This window comes from Bradyrhizobium sp. CSA112 (assembly GCF_029051645.1).
Lineage (GTDB): Bacteria > Pseudomonadota > Alphaproteobacteria > Rhizobiales > Xanthobacteraceae > Bradyrhizobium.
This window is the reverse complement of sequence record NZ_JAACFS010000005.1, coordinates 198929-217478: the sequence shown is the minus strand read 5'-3', so window position 1 is coordinate 217478 and position 18550 is coordinate 198929. Positions and strand designations below refer to the sequence as shown.

Annotated in this window: 17 protein-coding genes; 4 read left to right on the top strand and 13 right to left on the bottom strand. The window is 63.9% G+C overall.

All coding sequences use genetic code 11. The features are described 5' to 3' along the window. Nucleotides 1–40 precede the first annotated feature (40 nt). Both GWE18_RS13350 and GWE18_RS13345 read right to left on the bottom strand, forming a co-directional pair. Nucleotides 41–535: a GNAT family N-acetyltransferase gene (locus GWE18_RS13350; protein WP_275186195.1), complete on the bottom strand. Its 495-nt coding sequence runs from the start codon at nucleotides 533–535 to the stop codon at nucleotides 41–43. Between the two features lie 107 nt (nucleotides 536–642). Then, nucleotides 643–1527 carry a DMT family transporter gene (locus tag GWE18_RS13345; protein ID WP_275186194.1) on the bottom strand — a complete coding sequence of 295 codons (885 nt, stop codon included), beginning with the start codon at nucleotides 1525–1527 and terminating at the stop codon, nucleotides 643–645. Between the two features lie 262 nt (nucleotides 1528–1789). On the opposite strand from GWE18_RS13345, the gene GWE18_RS13340 reads away from it, so the two are divergent. Both GWE18_RS13340 and GWE18_RS13335 read left to right on the top strand, forming a co-directional pair. Continuing rightward, nucleotides 1790–2521: a sulfite exporter TauE/SafE family protein gene (locus GWE18_RS13340; protein WP_275186193.1), complete on the top strand. Its 732-nt coding sequence runs from the start codon at nucleotides 1790–1792 to the stop codon at nucleotides 2519–2521. A 212-nt stretch (nucleotides 2522–2733) separates the two neighbouring features. Then, nucleotides 2734–2988, top strand: coding sequence for a hypothetical protein (locus tag GWE18_RS13335; protein ID WP_275186192.1), 255 nt, complete (start codon nucleotides 2734–2736; stop codon nucleotides 2986–2988). A 31-nt stretch (nucleotides 2989–3019) separates the two neighbouring features. On the opposite strand, the gene GWE18_RS13330 is transcribed toward GWE18_RS13335, so the two are convergent. Further along, complete coding sequence (locus GWE18_RS13330; RefSeq protein WP_275186341.1) at nucleotides 3020–4249, bottom strand: MFS transporter; 1230 nt, start codon at nucleotides 4247–4249, stop codon at nucleotides 3020–3022. Between the two features lie 362 nt (nucleotides 4250–4611). On the opposite strand from GWE18_RS13330, the gene GWE18_RS13325 reads away from it, so the two are divergent. Further along, a complete protein-coding gene (locus GWE18_RS13325) occupies nucleotides 4612–5430 on the top strand; it encodes a chromate resistance protein ChrB domain-containing protein (RefSeq protein ID WP_275186191.1) in 819 nt (272 codons plus the stop codon). A gap of 11 nt (nucleotides 5431–5441) precedes the next feature. After that, nucleotides 5442–6833 carry a chromate efflux transporter gene (gene chrA, locus GWE18_RS13320; RefSeq protein WP_275186340.1) on the top strand — a complete coding sequence of 464 codons (1392 nt, stop codon included), beginning with the start codon at nucleotides 5442–5444 and terminating at the stop codon, nucleotides 6831–6833. A gap of 90 nt (nucleotides 6834–6923) precedes the next feature. On the opposite strand, the gene GWE18_RS13315 is transcribed toward chrA, so the two are convergent. From GWE18_RS13315 to GWE18_RS13270, 10 genes are all read right to left on the bottom strand, one after another. Beyond that, nucleotides 6924–7871: a cation diffusion facilitator family transporter gene (locus GWE18_RS13315; RefSeq protein ID WP_275186190.1), complete on the bottom strand. Its 948-nt coding sequence runs from the start codon at nucleotides 7869–7871 to the stop codon at nucleotides 6924–6926. 240 nt (nucleotides 7872–8111) lie between these two features. Further along, nucleotides 8112–10367 carry a DNA topoisomerase IV subunit A gene (gene parC / locus GWE18_RS13310; RefSeq protein WP_275186189.1) on the bottom strand — a complete coding sequence of 752 codons (2256 nt, stop codon included), beginning with the start codon at nucleotides 10365–10367 and terminating at the stop codon, nucleotides 8112–8114. A gap of 173 nt (nucleotides 10368–10540) precedes the next feature. Further along, a complete protein-coding gene (gene recO, locus GWE18_RS13305) occupies nucleotides 10541–11293 on the bottom strand; it encodes a DNA repair protein RecO (RefSeq protein WP_275186188.1) in 753 nt (250 codons plus the stop codon). Nucleotides 11294–11431: 138 nt separating this feature from the next. Further along, complete coding sequence (locus tag GWE18_RS13300) at nucleotides 11432–11812, bottom strand: hypothetical protein (RefSeq protein ID WP_275186187.1); 381 nt, start codon at nucleotides 11810–11812, stop codon at nucleotides 11432–11434. A gap of 168 nt (nucleotides 11813–11980) precedes the next feature. Beyond that, on the bottom strand, nucleotides 11981–12910 hold the full coding sequence (era, locus tag GWE18_RS13295; RefSeq protein WP_275186186.1) for a GTPase Era: 930 nt from the start codon (nucleotides 12908–12910) through the stop codon (nucleotides 11981–11983). After that, nucleotides 12900–13721, bottom strand: coding sequence for a ribonuclease III (gene rnc, locus GWE18_RS13290; RefSeq protein ID WP_275186185.1), 822 nt, complete (start codon nucleotides 13719–13721; stop codon nucleotides 12900–12902). The genes era and rnc overlap by 11 nt, the downstream gene beginning before the upstream one ends. After that, nucleotides 13718–14476 (bottom strand): signal peptidase I, encoded by a 759-nt coding sequence (gene lepB, locus GWE18_RS13285; RefSeq protein ID WP_057849358.1) that lies wholly within the window; start codon nucleotides 14474–14476, stop codon nucleotides 13718–13720. Before lepB ends, rnc begins: the two co-directional genes overlap by 4 nt. A gap of 283 nt (nucleotides 14477–14759) precedes the next feature. Then, complete coding sequence (gene acpS / locus GWE18_RS13280) at nucleotides 14760–15179, bottom strand: holo-ACP synthase (protein WP_275186184.1); 420 nt, start codon at nucleotides 15177–15179, stop codon at nucleotides 14760–14762. Continuing rightward, nucleotides 15176–15940, bottom strand: coding sequence for a pyridoxine 5'-phosphate synthase (locus tag GWE18_RS13275; RefSeq protein ID WP_275186183.1), 765 nt, complete (start codon nucleotides 15938–15940; stop codon nucleotides 15176–15178). The genes acpS and GWE18_RS13275 overlap by 4 nt, the downstream gene beginning before the upstream one ends. A 188-nt stretch (nucleotides 15941–16128) precedes the next feature. Continuing rightward, a complete protein-coding gene (locus tag GWE18_RS13270) occupies nucleotides 16129–18420 on the bottom strand; it encodes a bifunctional (p)ppGpp synthetase/guanosine-3',5'-bis(diphosphate) 3'-pyrophosphohydrolase (protein ID WP_275186182.1) in 2292 nt (763 codons plus the stop codon). Nucleotides 18421–18550 lie beyond the last annotated feature (130 nt).

Genomic DNA, 18550 nt, shown 5'->3' with positions numbered 1-18550 from the left:
GCGTGCTAAATCCCGTTCCTGCGCGAATCCCGGCTTCATCTCAGTCCCTGAAGCGCGCCATGATGACCTCGTCGTGAAAAACGCCGTTGATCAGAATCGCACGCCGCTTGATCCCTTCTTCGATGAATCCGGACTTGCGGTAGAGCGACGCGGCACGCGCGTTGTCCGCAAATACCCCAAGCTCGATGCGCAGATATCCGAACGCATCCGCCGCCATGAGAGTTTCCCGCAGCAGGCGCTCACCCAATCCCCGACCGCGCCAGTTCGGCAGCACGCCCATGAAGAGATCGCCAACATGTGCCATCACCTCGCGAGAGGCCGGCGGTATGTTGCACCAGCCTACGACCTGCCCATCGGCAACGGAGACGAACTGTGGGTAGCCCTTCTCGATGTTGCGCTGGACGAAGGCCTGCGCGCGCTCCATCGGCGGGGCCTCGAGGAGCGCGAGATATTTGTGTTCGCGCGCCACTGCGTCGACGGCGGCATGGAAACTCTCAATGTCGTCCTCGCGAATCTGACGGACCTCGATCATCATAGCTTGGCTCCCTGACCACCTCTCGACCTCCGATGGTACCCGGCCAAGTCACTTAGGGTAATCCCTTCCCGCCTTCGTATGACGGGCGTGATACATGCAATTGACCTTCACGGCCGTGCCGGTTTCACCTCGGACGTTGCGATCCAGATGCCGGCGAACACCGCGATAAGACCGAGAACAAGATTCGGCGTGATCGGCTCGCCGACGAGTTGCGTGGCAAGCAGGCCAGCGGCAACCGGATTGACCGTCATGGTGTTGGCGACGCGCGTCGGCGATGCCCGCTCAAGTGCCAGCACCCACAGGATGAACGCGAGCGCTCCTCCGGCGACGCCGAGATAAACGCCCGCGATCCATTGCGGCGTTCCGAACTGGCTCAAGGCCGCGACACTGCCGGTCAGCGATCCGACCAGGATCAGCGCCACGGCACCCGTCCCCATGCCGACCGTGAGGAAACCGAGCGCGCTGGAGCGCTGGATAAACGGGCGGGACCAGACGTTGTAGAACGCCATGCAGAGCACGGCGGCGGTCATGATCAGTTCGCCGCGCCACGCGCCCGGCGGCGCGGCTGACAATCCGGTAGCGAGCGCGGCGATGACGCCGAGCACCGCAATACAGACGCCGATCGATTTCCGTTTCGTCAGCGGCTCGATACCGAGTATTGCGCCGACCACCATGGTGTGCAGCGGCAGTGTCGCCAGCGCGAGCGAGGCGCGCGCGGCGGTCGTGAACGTCATCGCGATAGTGTAGAGGACGAAAAATACGCCGAAGAAACAGAAGCCGAGGGCGGTGACAGCGGGCCAATCGCTGCGGCGCGGCCATCGCGCCTTCAACAAGAGCGCCGCCGGCAGCACACAACAGACGCCGATGCCCCATCGCAGGATGGCAAGCGTGATCGGATCGGCATTGCCCGCGAGATAACGCGTAATCGCTGCCGCGCTGCCGCCGAGGCTGCTCGAGACAAGTGCGATCGCCACCCCAACCCATTCGCCCAACGCCGCCCACCCTTTCCGCGATCAATTGCAATGCGCGTTGCAGATATGAGCGCGCCCGATCGCGCGCGAGTCAAAAATGTTCTTCCTCCGAATCTTTGCGCAATGGCGGCAAGTGTCAGCAGCACGATCATCGCGAACAAGCGTCGCGTTGCTTCTTGCTCAGCGGGCATCGCGGGCGTAGCCTCCTTTCGGGGAAATCGCGGCCTCCCCGTGAAATGGCGATCCCATTCAAGCGCTGCTCGCTTTGGATTGGAGCGAGCACATGGATGGAACGACACTCGAACTGACGCTATTTTTTCTCGCAACCTTTGCCGGCGCGCTGGTCGCCGGCCTCTCCGGCTTCGCGTTCGGCCTCGTCGTATCAGCGATCTGGCTTTACCTCCTTACTCCGCTGCAAACGGCGACGCTGATCATTGCATTCGGGCTGCTCGTGCAGGGCTATTCGGTCTGGAAGCTGCGCGCCGCGCTGGACTGGCGAAGGCTCTGGCCATTCGTGGCCGGGGCCGCGCTCGGCGTTCCCGTCGGGGTCGGCATCCTGACCTGGGCAAACCCTGCCCATGTCCGCATGGGCGTCGGCGCCTTCCTGGTGCTCTACAGCCTCTACGCGCTGCTACGGCCGGCCATCCCCGCGGTGAAAGCGGGCGGCGCCGCGGCCGACGCCGCCATCGGACTCCTCAACGGCGTGCTCGGCGGCATTACCGGGCTTGCCGGAATTCTGGTGACGATATGGTGCGACTTGCGCGGCTGGCCCAAGGACGTGCAGCGCACGGTGTTTCAGCCGGCGGCGGTTGCGATCTTCGCCATGAGCGCCTTGTGGATCGGCGTCAGGGGCGCGGTCACACCGGAGGTGATCAAGCTGTTCCTGATCGGATTGCCGGCCTTGTTCGCCGGCACCTGGCTTGGGCTGAAACTGTTCGGGCGGCTCGACGAGGCAACGTTCCGAAAGATCGTGCTGGTGCTTCTTCTGGTGTCGGGTGCTTTGCTGGTCGTCTAGGCGGGCATTCGTGAGCAGCATCGCAGCGTATTGACGCGGTACCAGCCAAATCAACTAATTATCGCGACAATCCATTCCTAAATTTCAATCAATTGCCTCGGACCGGCATAGCGTGCCGTCAAGAAGTTTTTGCCATGAGGAGTTACCGGAACCCGGGTTTCGGTGGTTTCGAGGCTCCGGTAGGTTTGGAGCCTAAGGCTCTGGAATTGACTATGAATGAAGCGATCCGCTTACGTGAATTGGAAGCCGAGTGCCGTCAGCACGCGCTGAGCGAACCGGACAAGAAATGGTACTGGCTGGCGCAGGCCGCCAAATACCAGGTGCAGGCAAACCAGAAACTCGCCTTTCACTCGGAAGGGTCCAACGCGCCCGACACTCCGGAGATCAAGCTGGCGCAATGGTCGCATGTTCGCGATGAGCGACGGGTGATGGACCCCCTCCCCGACGGACGGCGATCGCCTTGGTAACCGCGCGAGCCGCGTTGGCGTTAACGCGAGCCTAGCGCCCCTGCTCCTCCGGCGGCTTGATATGGCGGAATGAGAACAGGAGTGCCAGGTCATAGGCGATCTTGAGCGTGCCGCAGACCACCAGCGGCAGCCCCGTAAACGATGTCATCAATAGCGCGCCCGAGATGGCCGGGCTGATGGCTGACGCGAGACTGCGCGGCACGGCGGTGACGCTGGCGGCCGCCGGACGTTCCGCTGGCGTCACCACCGCCATGACGTAGGAGGTGCGGGTCGGCACGTCCATTTGCGACAGCGCCGAACGCAGCAGCAACAGCCCCAGCGCCAGATACAGGTTCGGCGAGAACGCCGCCAGGATCAGGAAGATGCTGGAAGGAATATGCGTGAACACCATGGTGTTCACGAGGCCGATGCGTTTCGCGATCCAGGCGGCAACCGGATAGGAGAAGGCGCTCAGCGTGCTCGACCAGAAGAAAAACAGTCCGGCCGCAGACAATGACAGATCGAAGCGCTCGAACAGCCAGAGCACGAGCAGGGACTGAGCGACGAAACCGCCCGCGAAGGCATCGATGCTGAACAGCGCCGCGAGCTTGTAGACGGTGCCACGCGACGGTCCGAGCGGCGTCTGCGGAGCCTTCTCCTCGCCGCGCGCATGCGGCACATAGCGATAGAGCGCGGCGCAGGCGATGCCGAGCACGGCGTAGGCATAGAACATCAGACGGAACGCGACGAATTGCGTGCTGCCGCCCGCAACAAGGAGATCGGGCAGCGAGGCCGCGAGCGAACCCGCCGCGGTGCAGAGCGCACCGATCAGGCTGTAGCGCGCGAACACCTGCGTGCGGCGCTCGTCGGTGGCGCTGTGCGCCAGCACCGCATGCTCGAGCGGCACCAGCACGCCGAGATCGCCGCCCGAAGCATTGATCGTGCCGATGAACGCAACCAGCGCGATGAGCACAAAATGCTCGACCGCGGGAAAGGCGATGCCGGTGGCTGCCATCAGGGTGGCGCCTGCGATCAGCAGCGCGCGCAGGTCATGGCGCGGCGCGATCCGGCCCGTGACCAGCGTCAGCAGCGCCGTGCCGAGCAGCGACGCGGTCGCGACGATGCCGACCGCGACCGCGTCGTAACCCAGCGCGGTCATATAGGCCGGCAGGATGATGACCGCAAAACCGTCGCCGAAGCCGCGCAGGCCCCGCGCGACATAGAGCAACCTGATCAGCGCGTTTGCGGTGGAGGGTTTTGGTTCAGTCGCGATATCGGTCATCCCAGCGTCCATGCGCCATCCTCGACACGTCGAGAGGTGCGCAGAGCTTGGACGGCGGACCGTCTGACGGGGAGCCTGCTTCGTCCCCGATATGGCTAAGCTAGGACCGAAGCCGGCGGATCGCAAGCGCCCTTGTGTAGGATGGGTGGAGTGCAGCGATACCCATCATTTGGCGCCGATGAACGAAATGATGGGTTTCGCTGCGCTCTACCCATCCTACGTGGGCCCGCTGCGGACTCGCCGAGAACCGATTGACAGCCGGGCAGCGGCGCGCTTAATTCGGCCCATGGGGGTTTTGCGATCTCCCCACGAGGCGACATGCCCAAGTATCGCGTCCCGTTTTCTCTTACGAGGGCGCAACCATGTCATCCTACACCACGATATCTCCCGACAAGCTTTCCCGACTGATCGGCACGGCGAACACGCCTGCCCTGATCGACGTCCGTACCGACGAGGATTTTGCCGCCGACCAGCGGCTGATTCCGGGTGCGGTGAGGCGCAACCATGAGGATGCCGCCGGCTGGGGCGAGGAATTCTCCGGCCGCTCAGCCATCGTCGTCTGCCTGCGCGGCCAGAAACTGGCACAAGGCACTGCCGCCTGGCTGCGGCATCTCCATGTCTCGGCCGAAGCGCTGGAGGGCGGCTTTGAAGGCTGGAAGGCGGCAAAACTACCGCTGGTGCCGGCGTCGAAACTCCCGGCGCGCGACGCGCAGGGCCGCACGGTGTGGGTGACGCGGGCTCGGCCAAAGATCGACCGCATCGCCTGCCCGTGGCTGATCCGCAGGTTTGTCGATCCGAATGCGGTGTTCCTGTTCGTCACGCCCGCGGAAGTGCTAGGGGTCAGCGAGCGCTTCAACGCTGCGCCCTTCGATGTCGAGAACGTATTCTGGAGCCACCGCGGCGAACTCTGCACCTTCGACGTCATGATCGAGGAATTCGGTCTGGCGACGCCACCCCTGCTGCGGCTGGCGGCGATGGTGCGCGGCGCCGACACCGGACGGCTCGATTTGTCGCCGGAAGCGCCTGGACTGCTCGCCGCTTCCCTCGGCCTGTCGCGCATGTTCGACGATGATCTCGAGCAGTTGGAAGCCGGCATGACGCTGTATGACGCGTTCTACCGCTGGTGTCGCGATGCAACTGGCGAGACGCATAATTGGCCCACCAACAAGGCGAAGCCGTAATGGATGCCACCATGGGCAAGACGACCGAGGCCGGCGCAAGCCGTGACCTCGGTCACGGCATCAGCTTCGGCGAAGCGTTCCGGGTCTGGTTGCGGGTCGCCGTGCTGAGCTTCGGCGGCCCGGCCGGGCAGATCGCGGTCATGCACCGCATCCTGGTCGAAGAAAAGAACTGGATCTCCGAAAGCCGGTTTTTGCACGCGCTGAACTATTGCATGCTGCTGCCGGGCCCGGAGGCGCAGCAGCTTGCGACCTATATCGGCTGGCTGTTGCACCGGACCGCCGGCGGCATCATGGCGGGCGGCCTGTTCATCCTGCCCGGCATCATCGCCATCATGGCCTTGAGCTACATCTACGCGGCCTACGGCAATGTCGGCTTCGTCGAGGCGGTGTTCTTCGGGCTGAAGGCCGCGGTGCTCGCGATCGTGGTCCACGCGGTGGTCCGCGTCGGCAAGCGCGCGCTGCGCAACCGGGTGATGATCGCGCTTGCCGCCATCGCCTTCGTCGCGATCTTCTTTTTCGACGTCCCCTTCCCGATCATTATCATTGCGGCCGGTCTGATCGGCTATTTCGGCGCGCGCAGCGGACGGCCGGAATTCGCCGCCGTAGAGCACGGCGGCGGTGGCAAGAAGACGGCAGCCGTCGACAGCCAGCTAGGCGAGGAATTGCCCGATCACGTTCGCCCGAGCGTCGGCCGTGCACTGCGCGTAAGCTCGGTGTGGTTGCTGCTCTGGGCGGTGCCGGTCGCGGCGCTCCTGATCGGTCTCGGGCAAGCCAATGTGTTCAGCCAGATCGCGCTGTTCTTTTCCAAGATGGCGATGGTGACATTCGGCGGCGCCTATGCGGTGCTGGCCTATGTCGCGCAGCAGGCGGTCGAGCATTATCACTGGCTGGAGCCGCGCGAGATGCTCGACGGCCTCGGCATGGCCGAGACCACGCCGGGCCCGCTGATCATGGTGCTACAGTTCGTCGGCTTCATGGCCGCCTATCGCGATCCCGGCGCGCTGTCACCAATGGTCGCGGCGACGCTCGGCGGGTTGCTGGCGACCTGGGTAACCTTCATCCCCTGCTTCCTCTGGATCTTCCTCGGCGCGCCCTACATCGAGACGCTGCGCGGCAACAAGGGGCTTGCCGGCGCGCTGTCCGCGATCACCGCCGCCGTGGTCGGCGTGATCCTGAACCTCTCGATCTGGTTCGGATTGCACACGCTGTTCCGGCAAACCACGCCGGCCCGCTCGTTCGGGCTGTCGTTCGACATGCCGGTGTGGGGAAGCCTCGATCTTGCGGCCTTCGTGCTCGCGGCTGCCGCGGCGACGGCGATCTTCCGCCTCAACATCGGGATGCTCTGGGTGTTGGCGGGGTCGTGCGCGGCGGGCGTGGCGTTGTGGTTTGCGGGTTGGGCTTGAGTCCTTGTAGGATGGGTGGAGCGAAGCGATACCCATCAATACTGGTTGTGACGCTGATGGGTATCGCTTCGCTCCACCCATCCTACGGACCTACACCCGTTCCGCTGGCGCCAGTCTGCAGACCTCGGCGGCGGCTTCGATCTGCAGCGTGGAATGGTGGATGTTGAAACGGTGCGAGAGTTCCTCGCAGACGCCGTGCAAAAAGGCGTCATCGGTGCCGCCGGGCCGCACCAGATGCGCGGTCAGCGCCGTCTCGTTCGTGCTCATCGCCCAGATGTGCAAATCGTGCACCTCCGAGACGCCTTCCAGCCCGGCGAGGTAGTCCCGCACATTCGCAAGCTCGATGCCGCGCGGCACGCCGTCGAGCGCGAGATTGACGCTGTCGCGCGCCAGCCCCCATCCGCTCCAGAACACCACGGCCGCAATAACGAGGCTGATCGCGGGATCGAGCCATAGCCATCCCGTCAGCATGATGATGAGCGCCGCAACCACCACGCCGAGCGAAACGCCCGCATCCGCCGCCATGTGCAGATAGGCGCCGCGGATATTGAGGTCGCCGTGGCGGCCGCGCATGAACAACAGCGCGGTGAAGCCGTTGATGGCGACGCCCAGCGCCGCGACCATCACGACTGTCCAGCCCGCAACCGGCGCGGGGCTGTAAAGGCGGTCGACCGCCTCGACGACAATGCCGCCGACCGCAACCAGCAGCAGGCCGGCATTGAACAGCGCCGCCAGGATCGAGGCGCGGCGATAGCCGTAAGTATGCCGCTGCGTTGGCCCCTTCTGCGCAAGCCACGCCGCACCCCACGCCAACAGCAGCGCGATCACGTCGGAGAGATTGTGGACGGCGTCGGAAATCAGGGCGAGCGAATTGGCGGCGTAGCCGAAGATCAGCTCGGCGATGACGAAGGCGGTGTTGAGCGCCGCGCCAATGGCGAACGCCCAGCCGAAATTATCGGGCGCGTGGCTGTGGCCGGCGTGACCATGGGAATGATCATGCGCGTGGGAATGATCGTGGTGAGCGTGATCGTCCGCCATTCCTGACAACCGTCGTCTCGATGGTTCGACGGCGATTTATATAGCCCGTGGAGTTTCGAATACTATTACAGGCGCGATATAACGATGGCGGCCATCTCCTCCGTCGTCCCGGCCTTGAGCCGGGACCCATAACCACCGTTCTCAATTGTTGAGGCGATCTGGAGCTCCAGCGACACCAACCTACGAACGGTTGTGGTTATGGGTCCCTGCTTTCGCAGGGACGACAACAATCACCTCGCGTCACTCAACCCCGCGCAAAAACTTGTTCGACTTCGGCAGGCCGTGCGCGAGGCGGCCGGCGTCGGCGCGGTTGCCGCGCCAGTCGGACAATTCCTTGGCGCTCATGCTCTGCTCGCGGCCGGCGGAATCCTTCCAGGTCAGCCCCGCCTTGAGCTCGAACACGGCGACGTCGGATAGCTTGGCACTGGAATATTTCTGCAAGCGAACGCCGCGGCCGCGGGCCATCTCGGGCACCTGGTCGAGTGGGAACAGCACCATCTTGTGGTTGGTGCCGATCGCGGCAACGGTGTCACCCCGCACGGTTGCGATTGCACAGGCCTCGTTCGGCATGGTGACGTTGAGCACCTGCTTGCCCTTGCGGGTATTGCTGACGCAATCCTCTTCCTTGACAACGAAGCCCTGCCCTTCGCTGCTCGCGATCAGAAACTTTCGCTCACCCTTGTTGACGAACAGCGACACGATCGCCGCGTCCTGCTCCATGTCGATGAACATGCGGATCGGCTCGCCATGGCCGCGCCCGCCCGGCAGCTTTGCTACGTCGAGCGAATAGAATTTTCCGTTGGTGGCGAACAGCAGCAGTTTTGAGGTGGTCTCGGCGAAGAAGGCGTGGTCGAGCTTGTCGTCGGTCTTGAAGGCAAGTCCCGAGATATCCTCGACATGGCCCTTCAACGTGCGCACCCAGCCCTTCTCGGAGATCACCACCGTGCACGGCTCACGCTCGACAAAGGCTTCCTCGATCGCGGCGAGATCGTGCTCGGGCGCGTCGGCAAACATCGTGCGACGCTTGCCGAGCGGCGTCTTCGGCCCAAAAATGTCGCGAACCTTGCGGACCTGCTCGCCGACCTTGGACCATTGCTCGGCTTCCGAGCCGAGCAGCGACTTGATGCCCTTCAATTCGCCCCGAAGGTTCTTGTCCTCGGTGCGGATTTCGAATTCCTCGAGCTTACGCAAGGAGCGCAGGCGCATGTTGAGGATGGCATCGGCCTGGACTTCCGTCAGCTTGAACGCCTTGATCAGCGCCGGCTTCGGTTCGTCCTCGGTGCGGATGATCTTGATCACCCTGTCGATGTTCAGATAGGCGATCAGGTAACCGCCGAGCACTTCGAGCCGGTTCTCGATCTGGGTCTTGCGGTAGTTGGAGCGGCGGACCAGCACGTCGCGCAAATGGTCGAGCCATTCGCGCAGGCACTCGGCCAGCCCCACCACCTTGGGGATCTTGCCCTTGATCAGCACGTTGAGGTTCAGCGAAATCTTGCTCTCGAGCTCGGTAAGCCGGAACAGCGATTCCATCATCAGCGCGGGATCGACCGCGCGGGATTTCGGCTCGATCACGAGACGGACGTCTTCCGCCGATTCGTCCCTGACGTCGCCGACCAGCGGCAGCTTCTTCTCGTTGAGCAGCTCGGCGATCTTCTCGACCAGCCGGGACTTCTGCACCAGCCATGGAATCTCGGTAATGACGACGACCCAGGTGCCTCGGGCGCCCTCTTCCTGGACCCACTTGGCGCGGGTGCGGAACGAGCCGCGCCCGGTCATGTAGGCTTCGGCGATGCTTTCCTTGGAATCGACGATGATGCCGCCGGTCGGGAAATCCGGGCCCTTGACCCATTTCAGGAGCGACTTCGACTTGGCCTCGGGCTTGTCGATCAGATGCAGCGCGGCGTCGCAGAGCTCGGCGACGTTGTGCGGCGGGATCGAGGTCGCCATGCCGACCGCGATGCCCTGTGCGCCGTTGGCGAGCAGATTCGGGAAGCCGCCGGGCAGAACCACCGGCTCCTTGCTCTGGCCGTCGTAATTCGGGCGGAACTCGACGCCGTCCTCGTCGATGCCCTCGAGCAGGAGCCGCGCGACCTCGGTCATGCGCGCTTCGGTGTAGCGGTAGGCAGCCGGGTTATCGCCGTCGATATTGCCGAAATTGCCCTGGCCGTCGACCAGCGGATAGCGCGAGGCGAAATCCTGCGCCAGACGCACCATGGCGTCGTAAATCGCCTGGTCGCCGTGGGGATGGAACGAGCCCATCACGTCGCCGACGATTTTTGCCGATTTCTTGAACGGCGTGCCCGGATCGAGCCGCAACAGGCGCATGCCGTAGAGGATGCGCCGGTGCACCGGCTTCAGCCCGTCGCGGGCGTCCGGCAAAGCGCGGTGCATGATGGTCGAGAGCGCGTAGGCGAGATAGCGCTCTTCCAGCGCATCACGCAGCATCACCTCGTGGATTTCAGCCGGTTCTTCCGGCGGTAGCTGTCGTTTTCCCATGGGGAGGCGTTAAACTTTTGCGGTGAATCGGGCAAGATCCGAATGGGGATCTGTCGCCCCTGCGCACGCAGGGGCCCATAACCACAGGTGTTTGTGGCGAAAAACGGCTGACGCCAGAGCTTCAATGGATGGGCCGCGGAGTATGGGTCCCTGCGTGCGCAGGGACGACGGGATCACGCCGACGAACTGATTCGCGCCCGGCGCCTCGTCACCGCGTTGATGAACCCGTCCCTGGCGTCCGAATGGCCCTGCCCCCGTGGCTCCAGCACGTGGCGGAGCAGGAACAGCCCGGTCAGGCGAAAGCCGTCCTGCAGGTCCTGGTCCGACCAGCCGTTCGCCCCGCCCTCGCCTTCGCGCAGGAAGGCCGGCAGCCGCAACAGCCGGTCGCGATAGGGCTCGCCGGCCCGCCGCGACACCGCGCCGCCGGATTTAGGGGAGACATAAATCAGGTCCGTCGTCTCGCCGGTGGCGGCGCAGGTTTCCAGATCGAGGCCGAAGCCGAGTTCGGCCAGCATGGCGAGCTCGAACCTGATCACGTGCGCGGCGGCGCCGCCGGCATCGTCGAAATCATCCAGCGTGCGGTCGAGCATCTCAAAGATGTCCTCGTGCGGATCGCGCTCAGGCAACAGCCGCGCCAGCGAGGCCAGATGGGTGACGCCATAGACCGCGTGCGAGGACGCAAGCAGCGTCGCGGCACGCAGCCGCGTACCCTCGATGGCGTAGGTGCCGAGATGCTCGTCGAGCCGGGCTCGCCACACCGCGGTGACGCTGTTGCCGGGCTGCAGCAATGGCCGCATCCGCGACGAGGAGCCGCCGCGCACCAGGCCGAGATGCCGGCCATGCCCGCGCGTCAGCAGCTCGACGATGGCGGAGGATTCGCCATGCCGCCGCACGCCCAGCACGATGCCTTCGTCGGTCCATTCCATGGGCGGAGTTTACAGGATTTGGGAGCGTGTAGGGTGGGCAAAGCGCAGCGTGCCCACCACGATCAACAAACTGTGTCGCATCCGATGGGTGGGCACGGCGCGAAGCGCGCCTTTGCCCACCCTACGCAACCGCAACGATCACGCGTTGAACCATCCGACCGCGTCGCCGGTGAAGGAGAAATAAAGCCCCATCGCGGTCAGCGCGCAGGAGATCACCTCGATGCCGCTGTCGAATGCCAGCCCCTTCTCGCCGATCACCTGCACGAGCGAAATCACCGACAATACGAGGGCCGCCGCCAAGACCCAGCGCGGCCAGTTTTTGCGGCGCTGGGCGGCGAGCCAGACGAAGTAGACCAGCAGCAGGATCAGGCCGGCCGCCATCAGCGTTCCAGTGTTGATCATCTGCGCCGTCATCTTCGCCGTTGGCGTGCGGTCCTGAAACGCCACTGAAATCGCATCCAGTGTCAGCGACGAATACAGCAGCGCTTCAAACCAAACCACGTTGCGGGGTACGTTCATCGGGCTTGTTTGTTGTTGCATCATCATAAGTTAGTTCTAGCCCTCATTGCGACAAGCTCGCGACAAAATTGCAAAGCAATTTTGCGCTGAAGCGAACGAAGCAATCCGTCGTTTTTGCATCCATGGTTAGATGGATTGCTTCGCTCCGCTCGCAATGACGTTCCTCAATCATTCCTTGGGGAATTCCAGCCCCATTTCCCTGTAGCGGTCAGGGTCGTCGCCCCAGTTCTCGCGCACCTTGACGAACAGGAACAGATGCACGGGCACGCCCAGAATGTCGGCGATCTCTTTGCGCGAATCCGCGCCGATCGACTTGATGGTGGCGCCACCCTTGCCGAGCACGATCTTGCGCTGGCTCTCGCGCTCGACAAAGATCGTCTGCTCGATCCGGACCGATTTGTCCTTGCGCTCGGTCCAGCTATCGGTTTCGACCGTCGATTGATACGGCAGCTCCTGGTGGAGTTGGCGGTAAATCTTTTCCCGGGTGATTTCCGCCGCCAGATGCCGCAGCGGCGCATCCGACATCTGATCCTCCGGGTAATGAAACGGCCCCGGCGGAACCATCTGCGCCAGCGTCTTGCGCAGATCGTCGACGCCGTCACCCGACAGCGCCGAGATCATGAAGATGTGTTCGAATTTCATGCGCTCGTTGGCGGCCTGCGCCAGCGCCAGCAGTTTTTCGCGCGGGATCAGGTCGATCTTGTTCAGCACCAGAATTTTCGGATGTTGTACCATCGCGAGCTTGTTGAGGATCGCGTCGGCCTCCTCGTCCAGTCCGGCCTTGGCGTCGAGCAGAATGCAGACGAGGTCGGCATCATGGGCCCCGCTCCAGGCGGTGGAGACCATGGCGCGGTCGAGCCTACGCTTCGGCAAGAAGATGCCGGGCGTATCGACCAGGATGATTTGCGCGTTGTCCTCGATCACGATGCCACGGATCAGGGCGCGGGTGGTCTGCACCTTGCGCGAGACGATGGTGACCTTGGAGCCGACCAGCGCGTTGACGAGGGTGGACTTGCCGACATTGGGGGCGCCGATCAGCGCAACGAAGCCGCAGCGGGTTTCGGCGGGCGCGGCGCCGGATGAGACTTCAACTGTCATTGCTGCCGCCGCCGACGCCTTCGCGTTCGATCATCACGGAGGCTGCGACCTTCTCGGCAGCGCGCTTGGAGCCGCCGACGCCTTCGGCCGGCGCCAGTCCCGGCAGGTCGACAGCGACGCGGAACTGCGGGTCGTGATGCGGCCCGGTGCGCTCGATCTCGCGATAGACCGGCGTCGGCAACCCCTTGCTCTGGGCCCATTCCTGCAACACCGTCTTGGGATCGCGCAGCGGCCGGCGCGGCTTGCGCATCCGCTCCAGCCAGTTGCGCTCGACGAATTGGGATGCCGCCGCATAGCCGCCGTCGAGATAGATCGCCCCGATCACCGCTTCGCAGATGTCGCCGAGCACGGATTTGCGCAGGCGCGCGCCCGCCCCTGCGCCTACCGCGCCGAGCTTGATGTCGTCGAGCAACCCGAGCGATTTGGCGACGTCAGCGCAGCTTTCCTTGCGCACGAGATCGGCGAGGCGTTTCGACAATTCGCCCTCATCGGCCCGCGGATAGGCGCGATACAGCATGTCGGAGATGATCAGCCCGAGCACATGATCGCCAAGAAATTCCAGGCGCTGATAGCTGTCGGCGCGATGGCGGGTCGCAGGCTTCAAGGCCGAGACATGGGTAAAGGCGGTCGTCAGCAGTGCCGGATCGGAAAATTTGTAGCCGATGCGTCCCTCGATCGCGGCAGCGGCCGCCTTGGCCCCGGCCTTGCCGCGCTTCTTCTTTTTTGGCGCAGCGACGCCTGCGGCATCGGCCGGCTGGTCCGGCTCACCTGAGGTCGGCGCATCGGGAATGATCGCTGTTTCGTCGTTCATCGCACGATTGAGAATAGGCGATTCCAGCGCACGGCAGTCGGCCAGCGCCAGAACATCCAGGCATGTTCGCCCTCGGCAATGGAGAAGAAGATCATCTGCGCCCGGCCGACGATGTTCTCGAACGGCACATAGCCCACCGCCGAGAGCACGCGGCTATCGGTCGAGTTGTCGCGGTTGTCGCCCATCATGAAGAAGTGGCCGGCCGGCACGGTGTAGACATTGGTGTTGTCGTAGAAACCGTTGTCGACGCAATCGAGCGATTCATAGCTGACGCCGTTCGGCAGCGTTTCCTTCCAGCGCTTGACGCGCGCGGTGGCGTCGGAGCCGCAGGGATCCTCGCCGATGAAGTCGGAAAGCCGCTCGCGCTTGACCGGCTTCTCGTTGATGTAGAGCAGGCCCTCCCGCATCTGGATGCGGTCGCCCGGCAGGCCGATAACGCGCTTGATGTAATCGGTGGAGTCGTCCTTGGGCAGGCGGAACACCACGATATCGCCCCGGTTCGGCTCCGAGCCGAAGATGCGGCCCGAGAACAGCGGCGGCGACAGCGGAATGGAATAGTGGCTATAGCCGTAGGAATATTTCGAGACGAACAGGTAATCGCCGACCAGCAGCGTCGCCTTCATCGATCCCGAGGGGATGTTGAACGGCTGGAACAGGAAAGTGCGGATCACGAGGGCGATCAGGAGAGCGTGGATGACGACGCGGATGGTTTCACCCAAGCCGCTTTCAGATTTTGTGCCGGATGTCACGCTCATTGCTTTCCCAATTCCCGCGAGCCCTGGCCCGCACGGTGGCAGAACGTTTTCCGCACGCGAATCGCCTGATACGTTCGCGTCAGGAAAACGGTCTCAATACTGATGTTGAAGGCCTATTCCGGCGCTACCCTGAATCGGCCCTGGCTCGAACACGTCGTTCGCGGCGTTTTAGACGGTTGTTGGTGGGCGCGCAATCAAGCGCCTCGTCAAAACTTCATAATCCATTGATAAATCAATGATTTTTAGTTTTGTTCCGTTTCCCCGGCGCAAACGCCTGCGCGGCTCATGATTTGCCGGGAACGACCGCCGAAATTATGACGAAGGCCTGTGCCAGCGGCCAGTCGTCGGTGATCGACAGGTCGATCCGCGCTTCGAACCCTTCCGGCGTCAGCGCCTCGAGCCGGGCCAGCGCGCCGCCGGTGAGTTTCATGGTCGGTCGGCCGCCGGGCAGGTTCACCACGCCCATATCCCGCCACCAGACGCCGCGCCGGATCCCGGTGCCGAGCGCCTTGGAACAAGCCTCCTTGGCGGCGAATCGCTTGGCATAGGTCGCGACCACCATCCTTTCGCTGTTGGCGCGGCGCGCCGCCTTGGCGCGCTCGGCGTCAGTGAAGATGCGGTCGAGGAAGCGGTCGCCGTGGCGCCCGATCACCTTGGCGACCCTTGTGATGTCGACCAGGTCGGAGCCGATGCCGATGATCATGGCCGGCCCGCGATCTTCTGTCGGCCGCGGTCCATTGCGGCGCGCATCTGCCGCACAGTCTCGCCAAGGCCGACGAACAGCGCCTCCCCCATCATGAAGTAGCCGATGTTGAGTTCGGCGATCTCGGGCAGCGCGGAAATCGTCTCCGCCGTCTGGTAGTCGAGGCCATGGCCGGCATGAACCTCCAGACCTGCGGCGCGCCCCAAAGCGGCTCCATCAATGATTCGCTGCCATTCCGCCTCGGCCTTCGCAGCGTGGCCGTCGACCACGGCATCGCACCAGCCGCCGGTGTGGATCTCGATGACAGGGGCGCGCAGCTTGGCCGCCATCTCGATCTGGTGGGGGTCGGCCGAGATGAACAGTGACACCCGGATGCCGGCATCGTTCAGCCGCGCAATGAACGGTGCCAGCGCATTGTGCTGGCCGACCACGTCCAATCCGCCCTCGGTAGTGAGTTCTTCGCGGCGCTCCGGCACCAGGCACACGGCGTGGGGTTTGGTGGCGAGCGAGATCCGCAGCATGTCCTCGGTCGCCGCCATCTCGAAATTCAGGGGTTTCGATATCTCGGCCTTCAGGCGGGCCATGTCGTTATCGCGGATGTGACGGCGATCCTCGCGCAGATGCGCGGTGATGCCGTCGGCACCGGCCTCGATCGCGGCCAGCGCCGCGCGCACCGGATCCGGCCGCGCACCGCCCCGCGCGTTGCGCAGGGTAGCGACGTGGTCGACATTGACGCCGAGGCGGAGCGGAGGAACGGGCATTTTGGGACTCGCAGGTATTCAGAACAAGTCAGGGATTATAGTGCGAGTTCCTCATCCTGAGGAGCGCGAAGCGCGTCTCGAAGGATGAGAGCCACCAGCCGGGCCTCATGGTTCTCCCGGCGATGCGAGCATCGTCCGGAGACGGCGCTTCGCGCCTCTCACCATGAGGGGCGACGGCGCGTGAACGCCTACCCATTGACGCGCTCGACCTTGGCGACGACGGCTTTGGCGCGCAATTGGGCGATGATTGCACTGAGATGCTTGAGGTCATAGACCTCCAGATCGATGGTCAGCTCGGTGAAATCGGGCGAGCGGCGCGACATGCTGATATTGTCGATATTGCCGTCATGCTCGGCGATCACGGTGGCGACCTGGGCGAGGCTGCCGGGCTCGTTGACGTTGTGGACCAGGATCCGCGCCGGGAAACGCTGCGGCATGGTCTCGTCGATATCCCAGCGCACGTCGAGCCAGCGCTCCGGCTCCTCCTCGAAATCCTTCAGCGCCGGCGACTGGATCGGATAGATCGTGATCCCCTCGCCCGGCGTGACGATGCCGACGATGCGGTCGCCCGGCACCGCGCCGCCGTTTGGCGCGAACTTCACCGGCAAATCGGAATTGATGCCGCGCACCGGGATGACGGACGTGCTGCGCGCCGGATGCGGCGGCGATTTCAGCTTCAATTTCACCGCGAGGCTCTTCTTGGCCCCGTAGCGCACCATCCGCTCTTCCTTGTAATCCGGATACATGGCCCGGGCGACGTCGGAGGCTTTCAGCTCGCCGCGCCCGACGGAAGCCATCACGTCCTCGATCGAGGCGCGCGCCAGTCGGGGAAGAGCGCCCTTCAGCTTATCGTCGGCATATTCGATCTTGGCGCGGGCAAACAGGCGATCGATGATGCGGCGGCCGAGGCCGGCATATTGATCGCGCACCGCAGTGCGGGTCGCGCGCCGGATCGCCGCGCGGGCCTTGCCTGTGATCGCCAGCGATTCCCAGGCCGAGGGCGGCGCCTGCTGGGCCTTCGAGGTCAGCACCTCGACCTCGTCACCGTTCTGCAGCTCGGACGACAGCGGCGCGAACTTGCCGTTGATCTTGCAACCAACCGCCGAGTTGCCGACGTCGGTATGCACGGCATAGGCGAAGTCGATCACATTGGCCTGACGCGGCAGCGCGATCAGCTTGCCCTTGGGGGTGAAGCAGAACACCTGGTCGTGGAACAGCTCGAGCTTGGTGTGCTCCAGAAACTCTTCCGGATTGGCGCTTTCGGACAGGATCCCGACGGTGTGGCGCAGCCAGGCAAAGGCGTTGGATTCGTGCTTGAGCCGCTCGGTCGGCGAGCCCATGCCCTCCTTGTAGAAGGCGTGCGCGGCGATGCCGAATTCGGCGATCTGGTTCATTTCCTCGGTGCGGATCTGCAGTTCGACACGCTGATTGCCCGGACCGATCACCGTGGTGTGAATCGAACGGTAGTCGTTCTGCTTGGGCGTCGAGATGTAGTCCTTGAAGCGGCCCGGCACTACCGGCCAGGTCGTATGCACCACGCCGAGCGCGCGGTAGCAGGATTCGACGTCCTGCATCACGATGCGGAAGCCGTAGATGTCGGACAATTGCTCGAAGCCGACCGACTTGCGCTCCATCTTGGTCCAGATCGAAAACGGCTGCTTGCGACGGCCATAGACCCGCGCGGCTATGCCGTTCTTCTGCAGGTTCTTGGAAAGCTGGGTCTCGATCTCGCCGACCAGATTGCGGTTGCGTTCGGCAAGCGCATCAAGCCGCTGCATCACCACCGCATAGGCTTCCGGATCGAGCGTATGGAACGAGAGGTCCTCGAGCTCCTCGCGCATCTCCTGCATGCCCATGCGGCCGGCGAGCGGCGCATAGATGTCCAGCGTCTCCTCGGCGATGCGGCGGCGCGAGGCGTGCGGCACGAATTCCAGCGTGCGCATGTTATGCAGGCGATCGGCGAGCTTGATCAGGAGCACGCGGACGTCGTCGGCGATCGCAAGCAGCAGCTTGCGCAGATTCTCGGCCTGCTTGGCCTCCCGCGAGACCAGCTCTAGCCGCTTCAGCTTGGTGAGCCCTTCGACCAGCGCGCCGATCTCGTGACCGAAGATGTTGTCGATCTCGGCGCGCGTCGCCTCGGTATCCTCGATCGTGTCATGCAGCAGCGCTGCGACGATCGTGGCGTCGTCGAGCTTCAGATTGGTCAGGATCGCCGCGACCTCGAGCGGATGCGAGAAATAGGGATCGCCGGACGCGCGGGTCTGCGTGCCGTGCGCCTTCATGGCGTAGACATAGGCGCGATTGAGCAGGTCTTCGTTGGTGTCCGGGTTATACGTGCGGACGCGTTCGACCAGATCGTATTGCCGCATCATGCGCGAGCGCGGCGATTTCGGCTTCTGCGCCACGGGCGACGCCGGCGCGACCGCGACCTGACCGGTCGCGGCCTGCATTTGCCGGGAGTTGCGGCGCCAATACGCCATCACATCACTGCCCTTCTTCCGCGGACCGGATCGGCCCGCTATTTTCCGTATCTAATGCGTCTTCGAACGAAGCTGCACCCCGTTGGAGCTGCGGAACGTTCAATTTCGCATGGCTTGCGGCCATCCTGCA

What these genes read in the sequence shown, in the direction of transcription:
- era (WP_275186186.1), bottom strand. Translation starts at nt 12,910, where the DNA reads ATGACAGTTGAAGTCTCATCCGGCGCCGCGCCCGCCGAAACCCGCTGC.
- GWE18_RS13270 (WP_275186182.1), bottom strand. Translation starts at nt 18,420, where the DNA reads ATGGCGTATTGGCGCCGCAACTCCCGGCAAATGCAGGCCGCGACCGGT.
- GWE18_RS13335 (WP_275186192.1), top strand. Translation starts at nt 2,734, where the DNA reads ATGAATGAAGCGATCCGCTTACGTGAATTGGAAGCCGAGTGCCGTCAG.
- lepB (WP_057849358.1), bottom strand. Translation starts at nt 14,476, where the DNA reads ATGAGCGTGACATCCGGCACAAAATCTGAAAGCGGCTTGGGTGAAACC.
- rnc (WP_275186185.1), bottom strand. Translation starts at nt 13,721, where the DNA reads ATGAACGACGAAACAGCGATCATTCCCGATGCGCCGACCTCAGGTGAG.
- chrA (WP_275186340.1), top strand. Translation starts at nt 5,442, where the DNA reads ATGGGCAAGACGACCGAGGCCGGCGCAAGCCGTGACCTCGGTCACGGC.
- GWE18_RS13340 (WP_275186193.1), top strand. Translation starts at nt 1,790, where the DNA reads ATGGATGGAACGACACTCGAACTGACGCTATTTTTTCTCGCAACCTTT.
- GWE18_RS13330 (WP_275186341.1), bottom strand. Translation starts at nt 4,249, where the DNA reads ATGACCGATATCGCGACTGAACCAAAACCCTCCACCGCAAACGCGCTG.
- GWE18_RS13350 (WP_275186195.1), bottom strand. Translation starts at nt 535, where the DNA reads ATGATGATCGAGGTCCGTCAGATTCGCGAGGACGACATTGAGAGTTTC.
- recO (WP_275186188.1), bottom strand. Translation starts at nt 11,293, where the DNA reads ATGGAATGGACCGACGAAGGCATCGTGCTGGGCGTGCGGCGGCATGGC.
- GWE18_RS13300 (WP_275186187.1), bottom strand. Translation starts at nt 11,812, where the DNA reads ATGAACGTACCCCGCAACGTGGTTTGGTTTGAAGCGCTGCTGTATTCG.
- GWE18_RS13315 (WP_275186190.1), bottom strand. Translation starts at nt 7,871, where the DNA reads ATGGCGGACGATCACGCTCACCACGATCATTCCCACGCGCATGATCAT.
- acpS (WP_275186184.1), bottom strand. Translation starts at nt 15,179, where the DNA reads ATGATCATCGGCATCGGCTCCGACCTGGTCGACATCACAAGGGTCGCC.
- GWE18_RS13325 (WP_275186191.1), top strand. Translation starts at nt 4,612, where the DNA reads ATGTCATCCTACACCACGATATCTCCCGACAAGCTTTCCCGACTGATC.
- parC (WP_275186189.1), bottom strand. Translation starts at nt 10,367, where the DNA reads ATGGGAAAACGACAGCTACCGCCGGAAGAACCGGCTGAAATCCACGAG.
- GWE18_RS13275 (WP_275186183.1), bottom strand. Translation starts at nt 15,940, where the DNA reads ATGCCCGTTCCTCCGCTCCGCCTCGGCGTCAATGTCGACCACGTCGCT.